The organism is Lacticaseibacillus chiayiensis, from assembly GCF_004123795.1.
Classification (GTDB): Bacteria; Bacillota; Bacilli; order Lactobacillales; family Lactobacillaceae; genus Lacticaseibacillus; species Lacticaseibacillus chiayiensis.
On record NZ_MSSM01000039.1, the window covers coordinates 1 to 18604 of the forward strand.

15 protein-coding genes and 1 pseudogene are annotated in these 18604 nt (G+C 45.1%); 4 read left to right on the plus strand and 12 right to left on the minus strand.

The window, feature by feature from the left end:
- The 5 genes and pseudogenes from BVJ53_RS13130 to lacT all read right to left on the minus strand — a co-directional run.
- A partial coding sequence (locus tag BVJ53_RS13130; protein WP_331250569.1) for a transposase occupies positions 1-170 on the minus strand: 170 nt, incomplete at its 3' end.
- A gap of 149 nt (positions 171-319) precedes the next feature.
- Positions 320-655, minus strand: a complete 336-nt coding sequence (locus BVJ53_RS13135) for a PTS lactose/cellobiose transporter subunit IIA (protein ID WP_129302795.1) — start codon at positions 653-655, stop codon at positions 320-322.
- Positions 656-703: 48 nt separating this feature from the next.
- Positions 704-2129: pseudogene (gene lacG, locus BVJ53_RS13140) on the minus strand (6-phospho-beta-galactosidase).
- 26 nt (positions 2130-2155) lie between these two features.
- Positions 2156-3880 carry a lactose-specific PTS transporter subunit EIIC gene (locus tag BVJ53_RS13145; protein WP_129302796.1) on the minus strand — a complete coding sequence of 575 codons (1725 nt, stop codon included), beginning with the start codon at positions 3878-3880 and terminating at the stop codon, positions 2156-2158.
- A 12-nt stretch (positions 3881-3892) separates the two neighbouring features.
- Entirely contained in the window at positions 3893-4768 is an 876-nt protein-coding gene (lacT, locus tag BVJ53_RS13150) for a transcription antiterminator LacT (protein WP_129302797.1), read from the minus strand.
- Between the two features lie 525 nt (positions 4769-5293).
- On the opposite strand from lacT, the gene BVJ53_RS13155 reads away from it, so the two are divergent.
- The 4 genes from BVJ53_RS13155 to BVJ53_RS13170 all read left to right on the plus strand — a co-directional run bounded on the left by BVJ53_RS13155 (position 5294) and on the right by BVJ53_RS13170 (position 10393).
- Entirely contained in the window at positions 5294-6019 is a 726-nt protein-coding gene (locus BVJ53_RS13155; RefSeq protein WP_129302798.1) for a glycosyltransferase family 2 protein, read from the plus strand.
- A gap of 229 nt (positions 6020-6248) precedes the next feature.
- Positions 6249-7766: a glycerol kinase GlpK gene (gene glpK / locus BVJ53_RS13160; RefSeq protein WP_129302799.1), complete on the plus strand. Its 1518-nt coding sequence runs from the start codon at positions 6249-6251 to the stop codon at positions 7764-7766.
- Between the two features lie 51 nt (positions 7767-7817).
- Positions 7818-9671, plus strand: a complete 1854-nt coding sequence (glpO, locus tag BVJ53_RS13165; RefSeq protein WP_129302800.1) for a type 1 glycerol-3-phosphate oxidase — start codon at positions 7818-7820, stop codon at positions 9669-9671.
- A 14-nt stretch (positions 9672-9685) separates the two neighbouring features.
- Complete coding sequence (locus BVJ53_RS13170; protein ID WP_129302801.1) at positions 9686-10393, plus strand: MIP/aquaporin family protein; 708 nt, start codon at positions 9686-9688, stop codon at positions 10391-10393.
- 183 nt (positions 10394-10576) lie between these two features.
- Here the strand turns inward: BVJ53_RS13170 and celB are convergent, their stop codons facing one another.
- The 7 genes from celB to BVJ53_RS13205 all read right to left on the minus strand — a co-directional run.
- Positions 10577-11938: a PTS cellobiose transporter subunit IIC gene (celB, locus tag BVJ53_RS13175; protein ID WP_129302802.1), complete on the minus strand. Its 1362-nt coding sequence runs from the start codon at positions 11936-11938 to the stop codon at positions 10577-10579.
- A 52-nt stretch (positions 11939-11990) separates the two neighbouring features.
- Positions 11991-12488, minus strand: coding sequence for a sugar transporter (locus BVJ53_RS13180; protein ID WP_129302803.1), 498 nt, complete (start codon positions 12486-12488; stop codon positions 11991-11993).
- 4 nt (positions 12489-12492) lie between these two features.
- Entirely contained in the window at positions 12493-12852 is a 360-nt protein-coding gene (locus BVJ53_RS13185) for a PTS cellobiose transporter subunit IIA (protein WP_129302804.1), read from the minus strand.
- Between the two features lie 6 nt (positions 12853-12858).
- Complete coding sequence (locus BVJ53_RS13190; RefSeq protein ID WP_129302805.1) at positions 12859-14847, minus strand: BglG family transcription antiterminator; 1989 nt, start codon at positions 14845-14847, stop codon at positions 12859-12861.
- An 81-nt stretch (positions 14848-14928) separates the two neighbouring features.
- The gene (locus tag BVJ53_RS13195; RefSeq protein ID WP_129302806.1) at positions 14929-15243 is read right to left on the minus strand and encodes a PTS cellobiose transporter subunit IIB; all 315 of its coding nucleotides are present in this window, start codon (positions 15241-15243) and stop codon (positions 14929-14931) included.
- Positions 15244-15301: 58 nt separating this feature from the next.
- On the minus strand, positions 15302-16735 hold the full coding sequence (locus tag BVJ53_RS13200; RefSeq protein ID WP_129302807.1) for a 6-phospho-beta-glucosidase: 1434 nt from the start codon (positions 16733-16735) through the stop codon (positions 15302-15304).
- A 607-nt stretch (positions 16736-17342) separates the two neighbouring features.
- On the minus strand, positions 17343-18604 hold a 1262-nt coding region (locus BVJ53_RS13205; RefSeq protein ID WP_129302808.1), incomplete at its 5' end, for an LPXTG cell wall anchor domain-containing protein.

Sequence of the window (18604 nt, forward strand, 5' to 3'; positions counted from 1 at the left end):
CCATCACGTTCATAGCGCGCCTGCCAACGTTGTAATGTACGATCACCAAGACCGTGTTGACGGGAGAAACTACTGATACTTGTCTTCGAATGTCTGAACTCCTCCAATATGAGTAACTTTTCTTGAGCTGTATGCTTAGATCTGGGCATAGAAAATCCCTCCATGATCATCAGATGAATTATGATATTTCATCTGACAACCATAAAGGGATTATCGCACCGAAAACATCGGGGAAAATGTGTCCTTTTTGATATTGTTGCTGAGCGTGATAACTCATTCTCCCATATCTATGGGCTAGCGCTTTGGTGTGGCGCCATATTTATTGTTTCTCCTCAAGCTGCTTAATTCGTTTAAGCATTCGGATCATGTAGCGTGACTGATCAATCAATAACATGGTCGTCATTAACGTGTCTTGACCATGTACCATGATAAAGGTCACGTCCATCTGTGCACCACCTGCCTCTTTACTGAGCAGCTGGGTTTGCTGATTATGCGCTTCATTAATATCTTTTTGTGCTTCATCAAGCATCGCATTTGCTTTATCAAAATCACCTGCTTCGGCTGCGTCTAGAGCATGCAGCGCTGCTGTACGTGCATCTCCGGCGTAAGCGACAAGGGCAAAACCTACCATAGAAATTTCTTCTTTTGTGGCCATCTTTTTTCCTCCAATACTATGTGACTTGCTGTAAGTGACTTCTTGTTGTCAGTCCGGAATCACGTGACGTTCGCAAACTTTTTTAAACCATTCGGCACTTTGTTTGATATATCGCTTTTGGGTTTCAAAATCAACGAAAAACAAGCCATAACGTTTGCTGTAACCATTCGTCCATGAAAACTGATCCTGAAGTGACCAGACGAAGTAGCCTCTCACATTTGCGCCATCGTCAATGGCATCCGCAATTGCTCCAAGGTATTTCTTCAAGTAATCGATTCGTTTCGGATCGGCTATCACCGTCTTGCTCGTGACTTCGGAAGGCAGCGATTCTTTAAGTCCAATGCCATTTTCCGTCACATAAATGGCAGGAACTAGCGGATAGTCGTTGTGGATTCGCATTAAAATATCATACATGCCGCGCGGATAAATCGGCCAATCCCAGTCAGTTGTCTCAACGCTTTCCGGTTTCTTTTCTTCACCAATGCCATGGAGCCGGGAAACGGACGATCCCTTGGCGCCGGTGCCATTATGAATCGTTTCTGACTTGCCGTGATAGACTCGCAACCACTTGCTGAAGTAATTGTTCACTCCAACAAAGTCGAGTTGCTGGGCTGCTTTTTTAATGGTTTGCATTTCTTCAGGCGTGCTGTGAAACATCGGCTGATGATTTGCATCCAGAATCTCTCTAACCAATGCCAAGGTTTGCGGAGCATATTCTCCTGCTAAGGTGCCGTCCAAATACAAGCGATTGTCAAGCGCATCCTGCAAGTCAGCAGCATGTTGATCCTCTTTTGTATCGCTATACGGATAAACTGTTTGGAGTGCGTGGACAATGCCAATCTCACCGTCAATTTTCATTGATTTGAAAAGATTGACGATACGTGCATGTGCGACCATCTGATTATGCTCAGCCTGAAATGTCTTATCAAATCGACCTTTTTCAGCGGGTGGAAATGTACCGCTCGTATATTGTTGAACTGCCATCGAAGTGGGTTCATTAATGGTGATCCAATGTTTAATTTCAGGAAATTCTTTAAAACAGAACTTCGCATAATCAACAAAATCATCTAGCATCTCTTGGCTCAACCAATCGCCAGCTTCATGAAGACGTTCTGGCGTGTCAAAATGATGCAATGTGACAAATGGCACGATATGATGTTTGGCGCATGCCGCAAACAAGCGATGATAATATGCGACACCACGAGATTCTACAGCACCGGCACCATCAGGGAAAATCCGGGACCATGCAATCGAGATGCGAATGACCTGATGTCCGTATTGTTCTGCCAAAGCCAGATCTTCATCATACCGATGATAAAAGTCCGCCGCGGGATCAGGACTGAATCGCCCTTGTTTTTTTTAGGAAAGGATCCCAGAGAACCTGCCCTTTGCCGTCTTCCTTGGTGGCGCCTTCAACTTGATAGGCTGCCGTGGCGCCACCCATAACGAAATCTTTTGGTAACTGTTTACTCATCGATCAATATCCTCCTCGTTAAACGGTTAAAGATTGGATTCAACAAAATCCAAAGCCATATCGCCATTATTGGTGAGTTCAATGTACTGACGACCGGTTGTGGTAACAAGCTTAACCCCGTATTTGTCCGTGATCTTCTTCAAATTGTCTTTCATGCTCTCCATCTGCGGTGCAAGGATTACCATACTCATGTCTTTAATCAAATCCATATCCTGACCATACGCCCGTGCCGCTGCAGAAAGTTTCAAACCGCGTTCTTTGGACAACTTATTTAGCGCGTTGGCCAAAATACCGCTTGTCCCGCCACCGGCACACAGAACCAATACATCTACCTCATTTTTCTTGAAATAATCTTCACCTTGTGTTGTCGTCGCTGTTCCATTGACTTCAGCATCCGCTACTGGAGTGGCAGTGGCAGGCGTGTCAATATTCTTAGGTGCGACTGTATCGGTAGCCAAAACCGCCGTATCGCCGCCTTCAATTGTAGCTTCTTTGGCCTTTTCTTCAGCTAAAAGCGTGTTGTCGTATACGCGAATAAACGGGAAGTAAATCGCGACATCCAGCGCCAGTACCAATAACACAAAGACAAACGCAAGGGGCGCAAACCCAGTTGAAATAACAATCCCGATCGGCGCAGGAATTGTCCATGGCATTGTGTACATCATACTGTTCATGCCAAGAACACTGACGAAGAACTTAAAGAGACAAACATTTACAACAGGTGTTAGCAAAAACGGAATGAAGAAAATCGGGTTCATAATAATCGGAATACCAAAAAGTACAGGCTCATTAACCGAAAAAGTACCGGGAATGAAGGCCGCCTTACCAACCGCCTTCAATTGCGCAGACCTTGCAGCAAATATCATGATAAAGGCAACAACCAAAGTCGAACCGGTCCCCCCAAAATTCATAACATAGTCCATTGTGTTCATAGCCAAAGCGTGAGAAACATGTTCTCCGGCTTGATATTGTTGCAGGTTAGCTGCTGTGTTTGCAATCATGATTGGCACGACAGCCGGCTGCACGATGGATGGCCCTTGAACGCCGCAAAACCAGAAGAATGCCATCGCACCGGCAATAAGAGATAACCCGAGATAAGAGTCACTGGCTTGAAATAGTGGCGATAAGACTTGAATAATCCAACGTGGTAAGACGGTTCCTGTTAACGTCTTGAAGCCAACACCAAAAAGCCAAAAAATTGTCACAGACAAGCCCATGGGAATCAAATCTTTAAAAGACTGAGAAATGTTGCCAGGCACTTGCGGCCGTAGTTTGATGGTAACGTTGTTTTTAATGCAAATATAGTAAACATTTGGAACAATCAGGCCAACAATGTAAGCGCAGATCAATCCTTGGGTTCCCATGTAAGTCAAATCAACGCCGGTTTTCAGTGGCAGAATCGATATGATGACAAAAGCGATCTCGGAAGCCACAATAACGGCAACCGGATTAATCTGATTTGTCTTAGGCAACTCCAAGTTCTTGCTATCAGTTAGATTCTTGGCAGTCGTCCCGGCAACAAACAATGCCAGTAGCCCCATTGAATAGTTGTAGGCGATCATTAGCGCATTGGTGACGTTCTTCGGCCAATAAAAACCCCAAGCATTCGGGACATAGGCAATCATCATAAAAATACTAGAGAATATAATAATCGGCATGCAAGCAATAAAACCATCTCGAATAGCCGAGACGTATTTGTTTGCAGCCACTGCCTCAAATAGTGGCTTGAGTTTGTCGAAAACCTTATTCATGGTGTTCTCCTCCTATTTTTTATCATGCGTCTGCTCAGCAGCAGGCGTTTCGTTAATTAATCGTTGAATATGGATGATAAAATATAGCCGTTCATCTTCACTTATATCGCGATATAATTTTTCTTTAATTTCATCAAAAATTTCAGAAGCAATTTGATAAGAGCGTGGATAATTCTGCTCTAGCTCCGTCGCGACTTCCGGTATAATGGCAACAGAATCTGTATCTACCCGCTGCAGTCGGTCGATCAGATACTGAAGATGAATCATAAAGCGATCATAATAATCACCGCTGGTATGCGATCGCGTAATACCATGCCGGCTCAAAACGTCGCGGACAAGCTTGCTTAGTGAAGCTTCGTTACTTTGACCAAATGCCTGTTCGCCATCATCCTCACCGGTTGCGTTAATAAAATGCAGAGCAAGGTTTTTGACTTCGGAAAGAGGAAATTGAACCCCTAAGTTTGCGTCAATAACTTGCAACGCCTGTTTGGCCACTGCATATTCCGCTGGGTACTGAATATGAAAATCAGGCACCAACGATTCTTGGTAGTCACCGGCTTTATAACGTTTGTAGGCTTCGTAGATATGATCGCTTAAGGTGATATAGATATAATCAAGCACCTTAAGATGAAACTGTTTTTGCGCAAGATCAATAATTTCGTATGTGGTCGTCACCACGTCGATCGGAATATTTCGTAGTAGGAAATACAAATTTTGGCGGGAAGTTTCAGTCGCTAGGTAAAATATCTTCTCGATTTTATTTGCTGGAATGACATCCCCGCGCTTCTTATTGAAAGCAATGCCTCGTCCCTTCACAACCGCTTGACTATGGTTGTCTAGATCAACCAACGCCACGTTATTGTTGAAGATTTGAGCGATTTTTGGCATGCTGTCATCTCCTTCTTTACCAAGACATAGAAAAAACCACAAATCATGCGCTAGCAGTAGCGCAACGATTTGTGGTCTCGCCTAATTGAATAGTCACAATCCACAATGAATATTCCGATCAACAAACAAATTGTACCACATTCGAACAAAATGTAAACGTTTTATTTTATTTTTTACCAGGGACCGAACGAATTTGTTCTTTATAGAATATATACTTGAGCAGCAGCTTCTTTATACGACTGTGATAGCGCTTTATAAAATAACTGATTTATTTTCCGCGCTGTTTTTATAAACGTTTAAATTCCGACTGATATTTGGTATCGCTTAAAACAACATGCAATTTCTGAAATTTAAATAAGACCAATATCTGACGATTCACCCATGCAGCGGTACCAAGAAGCTGAGTCGTTTCAATTGACGCCCACCAGAATCTGACGATAATGATCAGAGCAAAGATTGGATATCGCAAACGTTAACCACTTAGGCATCGCGCGCCATTACGATGTTAGAAGGAGGTTCATTTTCATGACAAATTTAGACTTAACCATCATTGTGCCGACATATAATCTCGGCCAATACCTTCCTGCCACCCTCAAAAGTATTCAGGAACAGACCATCGATATCGAATTATGGCTTATTGATGACGCCTCAACTGATCAGACCGCTCAAACGGTCACCAACTTTGTTCGTGGTGTGCCTCATTACCATGCGACTTTCTTCAATCACCACCGCGGTATTGGTGCGGCGCGTAACTTCGGGATTAATCATGCTACTGGCAAATTCATTGCTTTTGTCGACGGTGACGATTTGATTGCGCCAACTTTTGCCGAAACACTCGTACGCGGCTTCAGCTTGACGCCGGGCGTGGTGGCGACAGCGGTTGGCTACGATTGGTGGCATCGTAGTCGGGGTGGTTCTGACCGTTTTCAATTGTTGTCACAAGCCGAAATGTTTGATCAGGTTTCCCACCATGGAACTGAAATTGGTGGATACATCTGGAACAAAGCGTTCTCTCACGCAGCATTAGATGCAGGTAACATTCGCTACAAGGAGCAGTTGCGAATTGCCGAAGATTACGACTTCACTGCCGAATATGTTGCCCATACCCGCGGTAACTATGCCTATAACCCAACGATTCTTTACAAAAAAATCAATCGACCGAACAGTACAATGCACAACTTTTCCTGGGATGATCGACGTCAGGAAGATCAGATTTTTGACCACATTTATCAGCTCAAACGACTTATCTAATCAGCCCTCCCTAACTCGGCTGTAGTGCCGGGTTAACCATCTAACTGGGGCACGGAATGATGAGAATCAGGTCAGCTTATATTCGCATTAAAGAATATAGCACTTATGGTTAAAATAACTTATGATTTATATAAGCATAACGCTTGCATTTGTCCCGATGATCAGGTATAACTATTACCGGAAACGTTTTCATTGTGTGCAATTATATTTCACCGGAGGTAACTAAATCGTGACAAACGAACAACAATATATTTTAGCGATTGATGAAGGAACTACCAGCACCCGGACCATCATCATCGACCATAATGGGCAGAAAGTGGCGGATGCCCAGCGCGAGTTTCCGCAGTATTTTCCCCATCCTGGCTGGGTAGAGCATAATGCCAACGAAATTTGGAACGCTGCCCTGTCAACAATTGCGACGGCTTTCATTGAATCACATATTCAACCGCGGCAAATCGTCGGGATCGGCATCACCAATCAGCGGGAAACCACGGTTGTCTGGGATAAGCAAACGGGCTTGCCGATTTATAACGCCATTGTCTGGCAATCACGGCAAACCAGCGAGATTGCCGATCAGCTCAAAGCCGATGGATACGACGATCTTATTCACGATGCTACGGGTCTGTTGATTGATTCTTATTTCTCAGCGACCAAAATTCGCTGGATTTTGGACCATGTTCCGGGCGCACAGGAACGCGCGGAAAAAGGTGAACTGCTTTTTGGAACGATTGATACCTGGCTTTCCTGGAAGTTGTCAGGCGGTGCCATTCACGTCACGGATTACACCAACGCCTCACGGACCATGCTGTTTAACATCCACAAGTTAGATTGGGACGACGAGATTCTGCGCATTTTAAACATCCCTAAACAAATGCTCCCGGAAGTTCGCAGTAACTCGGAAATCTATGGCGATGCCGCAGCCTATCACTTCTTCGGCAGTACCGTTCCGATCGCAGGCATGGTGGGTGACCAGCAAGCCGCCTTATTTGGCCAGCTAGCTATCGAACCAGGTATGGTCAAAAACACTTACGGTACCGGTGCTTTCATTGTCATGAACACCGGCGATAAGCCGACCCTTTCTAATAACAACCTGCTGACGACTATCGGCTACGGACTTAACGATAAAGTCACTTACGCACTTGAAGGGTCGGTTTTCGTTGCCGGCAGTGCGATTCAATGGCTGCGTGATGCAATGAAGCTGATTGAACGCTCAAGTGATTCGGAAACCGCTGCTTTGGCCTCCAAAAGTCAAAATGAAGTCTATGTTGTTCCTGCCTTCACTGGCTTAGGGGCACCTTACTGGGATTCCGATGCCCGCGGCGCTATTTTTGGGATTACCCGCGGTACAACTCGCGAAGATTTCATTAAGGCAACTTTGCAATCGCTTGCATATCAATCTCGCGATGTTGTTGACACGATGAATGCCGATACTGGTATGCCGATTCCGGCACTGCGCGTTGATGGCGGGGCCGCCAACAATGACTATCTGATGCAATTTCAGGCCGATATTCTGGGCATCCCTATCGAACGTGCGGCTAACCTCGAAACCACCGCGATGGGCGCTGCCTTCTTTGCCGGCTTGGCGACCGGTTTCTGGAACAATACCGATGAACTGCAAAGCATCGTCAAGGTCGGCAAACGATTCGAACCGCAAATGGACGCCGTTGATCGAGATTATCTGTACGAAGGCTGGAAACAAGCCGTTGCTGCTACTCAGATGTACAAGCATACAAACAACCACAACTAATTCTTTTCTAAAAATATTATTCAGTCATCATTCAAAAGGAGCAAACTGATCATGACATTTTCAAATGAAACCCGCAAACAAACGATTGAACAATTAAAGCAAACCGAACTGGACCTTCTGGTTGTCGGCGGCGGTATTACCGGCGCCGGGGTCGCGATTCAGGCAGCCGCTAGCGGCATCAAGACCGGCTTGATCGAAATGCAGGACTTTGCTGAAGGAACCAGTTCACGTTCGACCAAACTCGTGCACGGCGGCATTCGTTATCTGAAGACTTTTGACGTTGGCGTTGTTGCCGACACCGTTAAAGAACGTGCGGTTGTTCAAGGTATCGCTCCACACATTCCGCGGCCATTCCCAATGTTACTGCCAATTTTTCAGGAACCAGGTAGTACGTTTGACATGTTCAGTATCAAAATTGCGATGGATCTTTACGATCGGCTGGCAAACGTCGAAGGTTCCCAATACGCCAATTACACCGTCACGAAAGATGAAATCTTGCAACGTGAACCGCAATTGGAAAAAGATGGCCTTCAAGGCGGTGGCGTTTACCTTGATTTCGTCAATAACGATGCCCGCCTTGTCATCGAAAATATTAAAGAAGCCGCTGAACTCGGCGGACTCATGGCCAGCCGCGTCAAAGCGATTGGCGTCCTCCACAACGATGCTGGTCAAGTCATCGGATTACGCGTCAAAGATCTTTTAGATGACAGCGAATTTGACATCCACGCCAAACTGGTTATCAACACTACCGGCCCTTGGTCTGACAAGTTTAAAGCGCTCGACAAAAATGAAAATCAGGCGCCGACGCTACGGCCAACCAAAGGCGTTCACTTGGTGGTCGACGGCTCTCGCCTGCCAGTACCACAACCGACCTACATGGACACCGGTTTGAATGACGGCCGGATGTTCTTCGTAGTGCCGCGTGAAGGCAAGACTTATTTTGGCACAACCGACACCGACTACACCGGTGACTTCAAACATCCGCGCGTTGAACAAGCCGATGTGGATTACCTGTTGAAAGTGATCAACAAGCGCTTCCCGGAAAGCCACATGACGATTGACGACATCGAAGCCAGCTGGGCAGGGCTGCGGCCACTAATCGCCAACAACGGCAGCTCCGATTACAACGGCGGCGGCGCCAACACCGGTAAGGTTTCAGATGATTCATTCGAAGCCTTGGTCAAAGTTGTTAACGATTACGAAGACAATCAGGCAACCCGCTCAGATGTTGAACATGCGATTTCCAAACTAGAAACCGCCCATGCCGAAGCGTCCTTGAGCCCATCCCAGATTTCCCGAGGCAGCTCACTGCGTCAAGCTGACGATGGCATGATCACGCTATCCGGCGGGAAGATCACTGATTACCGGAAAATGGCAGCTGGTGCTCTCGCCTTGATTCGCCGCGTCTTGGCTGAAAAATTTGCCACCGAAACCCGCACAGTTGATTCCAAAAAGCTTCAAGTCTCCGGTGGTCATTTTGATCCGACCAATGTGGACGATACGATTGCGTTCTACACCCGCATCGGGATCGACGCAGGTATGCCGGAAAAAGACGCAGCAGATCTTGCTAACCGTTACGGTTCCAACATCAGCCGCGTCGTGACTTATGCTGACGGCGAGGCGGCCCCGGGACTGAGCCTCAAAGAAACCATGAGTCTACGTTACTCGATTAATGAAGAAATGACGCTGACACCGGTTGATTATCTGTTGCGCCGGACCAATGCGATTCTTTTCCATGCTGAAACGCTGGCTGACCTGAAACAGCCGGTTGTTGACGAAATGGCACGTATCTTGGATTGGGACGAAGCAACCAAGGCACAACAAATGGCTGATCTGGAACAGGCCATCAGCGAAAGTCGGTTAGATGACTTGAAGAAGGCGCCGGCTGCGGCCTCTCAAGCTTAGAAAGGGGTACGCATATGTGGACACAAGTGTTAGGTGAATTTATCGGTACTTTTGTTTTGATTCTGCTTGGCGATGGTGTGGTCGCAGGTGTGTCACTTAACAAATCCAAAGCTAATGGCGCTGGCTGGGTTGCAATCACGCTAGGCTGGGGTTTGGCTGTGACCATGGGCGTTTATACCGCTGCCTTCTTAGGACCAGCACATCTTAATCCGGCAGTCACTGTAGCATTTGCGACAATTGGGCGATTTCCTTGGGCGTGGGTCCTACCGTTTATCATTGCTCAACTGCTCGGTGCGTTACTCGGTGCGGCAGCTGTCTGGTTGCACTACTACCCGCATTGGGCCGCTACCAAGGATCCAGCAGCAACCTTAGGCGTCTTTGCCACTGGCCCGGCTATTCGCAGTTACGCGGCCAACTTCATTTCCGAGTTCATCGGGACTGCCGTTTTGATTTTCGGACTGTTGGCCTTCACTAGAGGCAAGTGGACAGATGGCTTGAATCCAATTGGCGTTGGCATCCTGATCACCGCAATCGGCTTATCACTTGGCGGTACCACCGGTTATGCGATTAATCCGGCCCGAGATCTTGGCCCGCGGTTGGCGCACGCCATTTTGCCAATTGCCAATAAAGGCGACTCCGATTGGCCATACGCCTGGGTACCGGTCTTCGGCCCACTGGCAGGCGGCGTGGTTGGCGCATTGCTCTTTGCACTTTTGCCATAATCATCAATCAATTTTAGACGCAAAAACCGACATCGCGATTATGATGTCGGTTTTTTGAATACCTCTGACCCATCCTAAAAATGTAAGCTTCACATAGACTGAAACCTATCATTTCAAAAATGTCCTGATTGTTGCGAACAGCTTTCTCTAGGATATACAGCGCTAGTCATATGAGTGATAATACTATGCTTCAGCATCTTTTCCTGCGGCAACTTGTTTTTCGTCATTGACCAATTTAGCATCGTACAGTTTGATAAACGGAAACCAAATGAGAAAGGCCACGATTGCGCACAGAATGGCTACAATCACTGCTCGTATATCCACGGTACTGATCAATGCGCCGAAGCCCAATGGTGATGGCCATGGAGCCTGTGTGATAATCGGATTGATTAATCGAAAATAAAAGGCAGCGTAAGCCAATGAAGCGCTTGCCATCGGTGCCAAAAAGAATGGAATAGCTAGATAAGGATTATAAACAATTGGCAGGCCGAAAATTAGAGGTTCATTAATATTGAAAAATGCTGGTGCCAAAGACGCTCTTCCCAAAACTTTCAGTTGTTCCGAGTGTGCAGCAAAGGCAATAAAAAGGCAAAGACCGAGTGTGGCACCGGAACCACCCATAATCGCAAATGAGTTGTTAAATTCCCCGGCAAACGGTATATGCGCACCTTTTGCATTAGCAGCCATGTTTGTCAGCAAAATCGGGGTGATAAATGCACTGATAATGTTTGCACCATGAATGCCGACAATCCACAGGGCATGGATTAGAAATTCAATGACAATGACGCCGATCCATGTACTCGTCAGATTGGTGACAAAACTAAACGGAATTGAAATCATTTTGAAAATATCCGTTCCCAACAAAACCAGCGAACCATTGATGATCATCACAACAAGGGCAATGACAGCGGTTGGTATCAGGGCAGTGAACGAACGGGAAACGCCTTCAGGAACAGCGTCCGGCATTTTAATCGTCCAGTTGTGTTTAACACAGAACTTGTATAACGACACAGCCACAATCGCCATAATAATTGCTGTGAAAATCCCTGAAGTCCCGAGACGATCAATCGTTGCCGTCATTCGAAACCCATTGATTACTTTCTCTTTTGACGTAATGGAATTAAGTAGAATAATCTTCCCGCCCTTGACAACCAACTCAGGCAAACACATGAAAAAAGCAAAAAGTGACAAGAACGCGCCATTTAGCGGTGCAACTTTAAGCTTATCCTCTGTTTGAATAATTCTGGTCAGCTCATAACCGATGGCCAGTGCAAAGTACATCGCCAAGATGCCCATGGTCGCTGTGTTGATAACCATATAAAGATCACTGAACTTCATAAAGGTGGCGTTCCAAAACCCGGCTGTAACCGGCCAAACTAAAGGAATAACATTAAGAACCAATACCATTGAGCCAACAATTGTGAAAGGAATACTTGCCATGCCAGCTGCCATGACCGCACGTACAATTCGATATTGGGCAACCTTGGACATGGGCTTAAGCAAAGTCTTGGTCATAAAATTGAAAAAGCGCCCGTTATTTTCCATTACTGATTCCTCCTACACTTTGTTCCAAAAAGCTTCTGCGCCGCAAAATTCGTTACTTGTGAAGCGTCTCTTGATAAGCCATCAATCGACCATAGAACCGATCCTTGTCCCGTTTAATCAAATGCAGCCGATGTAAAGACCAGCCACCGAGGCCAATACCGATTATCAAAATCAAAAGAACTATTCCGCGATTGTTATTTGTGTCGCGCACAAAAGGGTATAACTGGTTGAATAGTGGCGTCACTATCAAAATACTGAGGCCAATGTTCACTCCTGTTTGGCACCAGAAATAAAGCGTGGTATATGGCAAGTAATGCGTAGGGGTTCCAAAGAGCTTAATTTGTTCATAAATCACTGGAATTGCAAGCATCATCAACCCCACCGGCAACCACTTGCTCCAAAGATTGCCAGCGATGACCGACCACCAAAGATTAGCAAAGAAGCATACAGCGGTTATATAGCGAATACCCAAGAACCGATTGAACCGCATGCTTTGCAAACTAAGTGCCTGTCGATTTTTATCAATAGTCTTCATAGTTTGTGTTTGCACGTTCTCACTTTTCCTTATTTTCTGATTCATCGTTTTTCAACTCCCCTGTAGCAGCTTGATTGCGATAAAGATGCTCCATCTCCAGCGCAACTTCGCGTAAGGTCATTGTGGTCATCAAGTGGTCCTGGGCATGCACTAAAATAATCTCCATCTCGATTTTGGTACCACTGGCATATTTCTTTAAGAGATCGCTTTGTGATTGATGTGCTAACAACAATTCATCATTTGAGGCCTTCAACCGTTCATCGGCTTTATCAAAATTGCCCACACGCATGGCGGCAAATGCCTCATGAATCATTGTTCGTGAATTACCGCTATGCAAAATAATTTCAAATGCAATTAATTGAATATCATCTGAATTCATAGGCACTTATTCCTCCTCCATTATTTGTAAAAAACGGTGACGGAAACTTTTGAAATCTGGAGCCGCCACTAATGACGTTTGCCAATCCGCATGATCAGTCAACGCAACAATTGTTTGGGTGATTGAGGTCAGCCCCCGATTATCTAAATAAGAGGGTGACAGAAGAAATACGAGCTGGACAGCTGGAAAACTTTCTGACCATCTTAATCCCGCTGGAATGACGCCAATGGCAATTTGGGTAAATTGTCCAACTGGCATTGCCGGATGAGGAACAGCGATTTTTGGACTAAATGTAATGCTGCTCATCTGTTCGCGTTGATGTACTTGAGCTTTTAACTCGTCGGCAAAATTAACGGGTTCAAGAAGCGCTAATTGGGCGCATAGCCGATTTAAAACCGTCTCTCGATTAACTGGCTCTGTCCAACGTACAAATCGACTAGAATCAGTAAATTGATCAAAAATGCTTTTATCGACAGCAGCAATAGCTTCGACTCTTGAAGCCGTTTTCCCATGTGGACGATTATGCTTATCCAGAAATTGACGAATCGCGCGGATATCCATTTCACCCAAGAAAACACTGACCTGAATAACTGGGACACGCAACACCTGTGTTGACAAATCAATGGCTGAAATGATCAAATCAACATCAGCCAAACTTTCGTCATCGACTTCGTAATAGCCTTTGACTCCGACAATATTCAGTGCCTCGCCAAATTCCTTTTGCACGCGATTATTGAGTAACTCTGCACTGCCATAACCGGTGGCACATATAATCAAGGTCCGTAATTTATGCGAATTATGATACTTTTCGACTGCCGCCATGAGATGCATCGCAATATAAGCCGTTTCGTCATCGTTAATCGTGTACGCAGACAATATTTTTGACATTCCAAGAAAACGTTTGGTGTCGGCAAAATATTGCGGATAGTGGGTTTTGATTTCTTTTAACAGTGGGTTTTTAAGCTGAATGCCTTGCTGCAACCGCACTAACATTGGCTTAATGTGTTCAGCAAGACTTTTTTTTAATGCGTAATCGGTGCTCACCGGATAACCGGTCTCGGCCTCGATTTGTCCGAGTACTTGATCCATGTCCTTCCAAAGGGCTTGGTCGGACGAGTCTTGCGGACTTCCCTTTGCCATCGCAACAAGCTGAATCGCTAAATAAGCAACTTCACTTTCTGGAAACTGCATCCCAGTACTCCTAGCGATCCGCTTCATGATCCGCTCAGCCACTGCATAATGCCGCTGATGTTCTGGTGCTTGTTCAATCCTCACAGGAGGCAAACTGTTTCCTTTTCGAACCCGCTCGATGCTGAGTGCTAGGTACAAAACAATATTTTGAATGATGAAATCCGACAATCTCAAACTAGCCTCGCGACATTCATCGATCACGACGATCGTAAGCTGTTCAAAACTGACATCAGCAAAAAAAGACTTGTTTTCCATAAATCGTTGAAAGTTATTCTGTCCATGGCTAAAGAAATAATCCAGAATGAAGTGCCGTCGATTACGTTCCGTCCCGACAACATAAATGCCTTTGTTCGCCCTGCTTTCAAGACGTAACGCATAAGGCTCCAATTTCTCACGGACAGCAATCATATCTTTTGAAAGCGTCGAGCGACTGACAAATAGCCGTTCAGCGAGATCATCCATGAGTAATGCCTCGTTTTCAATTAGCAGCTTATTGAGAATATAATTCTGCCGATCAATCGACTCAGACGCTGTCGCAGTATCATTGACTTTTGGACTTAACACCTTGTGCTGGTTTAAAAATAGATCAAACGCGACCGGGTGGCGAACATGTAAGCGATAACCGAAACTCGGCTTTGCTTCAAGACTCGCACCATGTTTTTCAATCATCGTTTTTAAAGTTTTAACATAGCTTCGGACCGTTCTAGGTGTCATCAAAAGTGTGCTTGCCAAGTCTTTACTCGTGACATATTGGCCCTGATTTTCAACGAGATAAAGCATTAACTCGCGCTCTTTCTGTTTCATATTGACGCCTCCTCGATCCGCTTTACTTCGCGGCTTTCTAGATAAGCGTGTTGTCGTTGCCGAGCTAAACTAAAGATACCTTCAAAGATTTTTTTCAACTAACTTCGCCATTTTCTCGATCCCCATTGGAATTGGAATGTAAGCATCAAATGGAATGCTGACGACCGGCTTACCTACCTCCTTACCGACTTTCTGGAAGTTGTCCAGATACATGGTGGTCTGCGGGGAAATCAGGAAAAGATCGAAGTCGCTGTTGCGGATTTCATCTTCACCTTCAGTTGCAGTCACAGCATCTAACTGAATGTCTTTGCTGTGTGCCTTAAAATAATCTGTGGTTTTCTTTGCCATCATCGATGACGACATTCCTGCTGCACAGATGATCAATGCTTTTTTCACGATACAGTCTTCCTTTCCGACTTGACAGCCAATGATGACACTGCCGACTGCCAGTACCTTAATTCAGATTCTCACCGTTTGATGCGATAACCTGCTTATACCAGAAAAATGAATCTTTACGACTACGGGCAAGCGTTCCTTCGCCTTTGTTGTCCTTATCAACGTAAATGAAGCCGTAACGTTTGTCCATTTCACCGGTGCCTGCAGAAACTAGGTCAATCGGGCCCCACGGTAAGTAACCTATTAAATCAACGCCATCTTCCGCAACTGCCAGTTTCATTTGTTCAATATGTGCGCGTAAATAATTGATTCGATAAGAATCGTGAATCTGACCGTTCGCTTCAACTTTGTCATACGCACCGAAACCATTCTCAACAATGAACAACGGTTTGCGATACCGATCTGTCAACCAATTCAGAGCGTAACGCAACCCTCGCGGATCAATTTGCCAACCCCAGTCACTAGCCTTCAGGTAATTATTTTTAACCAATTGCTTTAAATCTGAATCATCAAACGATCTAGCAGGATCCTTTTTAACAGCATGCGACATGTAATAACTAAGTCCAACATAATCGACTGTGCCATTTTTAAGAATCTGGCGGTCCTCTACAGTGATCTCTGGCGTAATACCCTTGCGATCCCAATATTTGAGCAACGTTGGCGGATAGTCACCATGAACGTGTACATCAGCAAAATAGTAATTGTGTTCCATTGCTTTTTGCGCCAACAACACGTCCTCGGGATTCATACTGTATGGATAAATCGGACCCATCGCGATCATGCAGCCGATTTGTAGCGCTGGATTGATCGCGTGACCGATTTGAACGGCCTCTGCACTGGCAACTAATTCATTGTGGGCCGCCTGATACATGATGGCCTCCCGATCATCACCAGGTTGATAACGTAACCCCGAGTTGGTGAATGGTGCAAAGTCATCGACAAAATTTGTCTGATTATTAATTTCGTTAAAAGTCATCCAATACTTAACCTTGTTCTTATACCGTTCAAAACAGGTAGTAGCGAATCGAACAAAAAATTCAATTAACTTGCGATTTTTAAACCCACCATATTCGGTCACAAGGTGGTATGGTAATTCAAAATGCGACAAGGTGACGACTGGTTCGATGCCGTTCTTCAATAATTCGTCAAAGAGATCATCGTAAAACTTTAACCCCGCTTCGTTTGGCTGAGTCTCATCACCATTTGGGTAAATTCGCGTCCATGCAATCGAGGTTCGAAAGCTGTTGAAACCCATTTCCTTAAATAAAGCAATGTCTTCCTTGTAACGGTGATAGAAATCGATTCCATCATGGTTCGGATAGTACTCACCAGGAACCACACCGTCCGTGATCGTCCGCGCTTTTCCCGGGCCACCCACCGTCATAACATCGGCAACACTGACACCCTTGCCATCTTCCTGCCAAGCGCCTTCCAATTGATGGGCAGCAACTGCACCGCCCCATAAAAAATCTTTGCGTAACTCTGTTGTCATGAGTGAATCTCCTCCTTACATGAAATAGCATAATATGTAACCGGTTACACGACCATATCGGCTTTTTCCGCATGAATGAGGAAACAGACGATCAAGGATAAAATAGTCTCATTTTGAACCGATTACTGTACTCCACATCTTTAAACGAAACGCGTTTCGCCACTAAAAATGGAGTATTGTCATTTAACCAAATTAAGGAATAGCGAAGCACTGAAAGAACTCTAAGAAAGCGCAAAAAGTCCAAAAAATTGGTCGTTATTCTACCGATAGAACGCCAAGATTGTGCACAAATCAAGGGCGATCGTTTTCACTGGTTACAAGAGCACCTAACCAGGATCACAAACGTATTATTACAGTTAAGACCCTATCCAACAGTAGAAAGGTAACAATAAGTTTTAATAACCTTTAATAAATCAAAACTGAGCATACAGAGCAGGTGGAAAAGTTGCCTAGTATATTATTTACGTCTGGAAGGACTATCTCAAACTCACCATAAGCCATCACTTTCAATTATGTTCAAGGCTTAATTCTGAAGATCCCATGCTTAAAATATCAAAAAGACGACCTCCATAATGAAAGCCGTCCAAAAAATCTATGACATGGGTTCTTAACTGTTTTCTCGTCTGTAAACTTTAAAGAAACTATAGATGAGCAACCCAAGAATAGAAAATATCCCAATCAGTGTTGTGCCATTATTTTCGGTATCTCCCGTCTTCGGTAGATTCTGGTTGATATCGTGATGATCATTGTTCGTTGGCAACACAGGATTTGCAGATTTTTTAAAATTCTTTGCTTCAACTACAGCTGAGTCATCATTAATTTGAAACTTGATATTAAAGGATATTCTATCGTTGCTTAGCTCATAACCAGCTGGCGCTGCTGTTTCAATAAAGTAGTAGTCACCTGGCTTTAATTCATTGACTTGGATATGACCCTTTGCGTCTGTCGTTAGGCCACTAGCAACTTTGGTCCCATCTGCTTTATACAGATCAAACACCGCTCCAGGTAAGGCTTTGCCAGTATCACCATCCGTCTTGTTCAAAACAACGGCACCAGTCTTTTCTGCATTCGTTGCCGAAACGGTCGCCACTTTAGTCGTTGTCTGTAACGCAATCGTGAAGTTTAGTTTACTGTCATTGAGCTCATAACCAGCTGGCGCCGCTGTTTCAATAAAGTAGTAGTCACCTGGCTTCAAATCTTTAACTTGAATCTGGCCCTTTGCGTCTGTCGTCAACCCGCTGGCAACTTTGGTCCCATCTGCTTTATACAGATCAAACACCGCTCCAGGAAGGGCTTTCCCGGTGTCACCATCCGTCTTGTTCAAAACAACGGTTCCAGTCTTTTCTGCATTCGTTGCCGAAACAGTCGCCACTTTAGTCGTTGTTTGTAGTTCGATTGTGAAGTTCAGTTTACTGTCATTGAGCTCATAACCAGCTGGCGCTGCTGTTTCAATAAAGTAGTAGTCACCGGGCTTCAAATCTTTAACTTGAATCTGACCTTTTGCGTCTGTCGTCAAGCCGCTGGCAACTTTGGTCCCATCCGCTTTATACAGATCAAACACCGCTCCAGGAAGGGCTTTCCCGGTGTCACCATCCGTCTTGTTCAAAACAACGGTCCCAGTCTTTTCTGCATTCGTTGCTGAAACGGTTGCCACTTTAGTCGTTGTCTGTAACGCAATCGTGAAGTTTAGTTTACTGTCATTGAGCTCATAACCAGCTGGCGCTGCTGTTTCAATAAAGTAGTAGTCACCTGGCTTCAAATCTTTAACTTGGATCTGACCTTTTGCGTCTGTCGTCAAGCCGCTGGCAACTTTGGTCCCATCTGCTTTATACAGATCAAACACCGCTCCAGGTAAGGCTTTGCCAGTAT

What these genes read in the sequence shown, in the direction of transcription:
- BVJ53_RS13135 (WP_129302795.1), bottom strand. Translation starts at nt 655, where the DNA reads ATGGCCACAAAAGAAGAAATTTCTATGGTAGGTTTTGCCCTTGTCGCT.
- BVJ53_RS13145 (WP_129302796.1), bottom strand. Translation starts at nt 3,880, where the DNA reads ATGAATAAGGTTTTCGACAAACTCAAGCCACTATTTGAGGCAGTGGCT.
- lacT (WP_129302797.1), bottom strand. Translation starts at nt 4,768, where the DNA reads ATGCCAAAAATCGCTCAAATCTTCAACAATAACGTGGCGTTGGTTGAT.
- BVJ53_RS13155 (WP_129302798.1), top strand. Translation starts at nt 5,294, where the DNA reads ATGACAAATTTAGACTTAACCATCATTGTGCCGACATATAATCTCGGC.
- glpO (WP_129302800.1), top strand. Translation starts at nt 7,818, where the DNA reads ATGACATTTTCAAATGAAACCCGCAAACAAACGATTGAACAATTAAAG.
- BVJ53_RS13170 (WP_129302801.1), top strand. Translation starts at nt 9,686, where the DNA reads ATGTGGACACAAGTGTTAGGTGAATTTATCGGTACTTTTGTTTTGATT.
- celB (WP_129302802.1), bottom strand. Translation starts at nt 11,938, where the DNA reads ATGGAAAATAACGGGCGCTTTTTCAATTTTATGACCAAGACTTTGCTT.
- BVJ53_RS13185 (WP_129302804.1), bottom strand. Translation starts at nt 12,852, where the DNA reads ATGAATTCAGATGATATTCAATTAATTGCATTTGAAATTATTTTGCAT.
- BVJ53_RS13190 (WP_129302805.1), bottom strand. Translation starts at nt 14,847, where the DNA reads ATGAAACAGAAAGAGCGCGAGTTAATGCTTTATCTCGTTGAAAATCAG.
- BVJ53_RS13200 (WP_129302807.1), bottom strand. Translation starts at nt 16,735, where the DNA reads ATGACAACAGAGTTACGCAAAGATTTTTTATGGGGCGGTGCAGTTGCT.